The organism is Leclercia adecarboxylata, assembly GCF_035787115.1.
In the GTDB taxonomy this organism is placed as follows: domain Bacteria; phylum Pseudomonadota; class Gammaproteobacteria; order Enterobacterales; family Enterobacteriaceae; genus Enterobacter; species Enterobacter adecarboxylatus_E.
In genome coordinates, this window is sequence record NZ_JALKTL010000025.1 from 1 (window position 1) to 381 (window position 381).

General features: G+C 47.5%; 2 tRNA genes. Both read right to left on the bottom strand.

Annotation, left to right across the window (positions count from 1 at the left end):
- Positions 1-146: 146 nt before the first annotated feature.
- Positions 147-222: transfer RNA gene (locus MXM41_RS22680), tRNA-Ala, on the bottom strand.
- Between the two features lie 36 nt (positions 223-258).
- Positions 259-335, bottom strand: a tRNA-Ile gene (locus tag MXM41_RS22685).
- Between the last annotated feature and the right edge of the window lie 46 nt (positions 336-381).

Below are 381 nucleotides of genomic sequence, written 5' to 3' on the forward strand. Positions count from 1 at the left end.
TTCATGATTGTGAAAATTTGAGAGACTCGAACACACTTTCGTGTGTCGTTTCAATTTTCAGCTTGATCCAGATTTTTAAAGAGCAAAACTTCGCAGCGCACCCTCGCAGGTACACTCTGAAGTTTTCAGTATTGTGCAGTAAAAGATGGTGGAGCTATGCGGGATCGAACCGCAGACCTCCTGCGTGCAAGGCAGGCGCTCTCCCAGCTGAGCTATAGCCCCATCGTGATCAATCTCTTCAAATTTGCTTCGCAAATTTGGTAGGCCTGAGTGGACTTGAACCACCGACCTCACCCTTATCAGGGGTGCGCTCTAACCACCTGAGCTACAAGCCTGCAGAGATTTTTACTGCTGTATTTTCATCAGACAATCTGTGTGAGC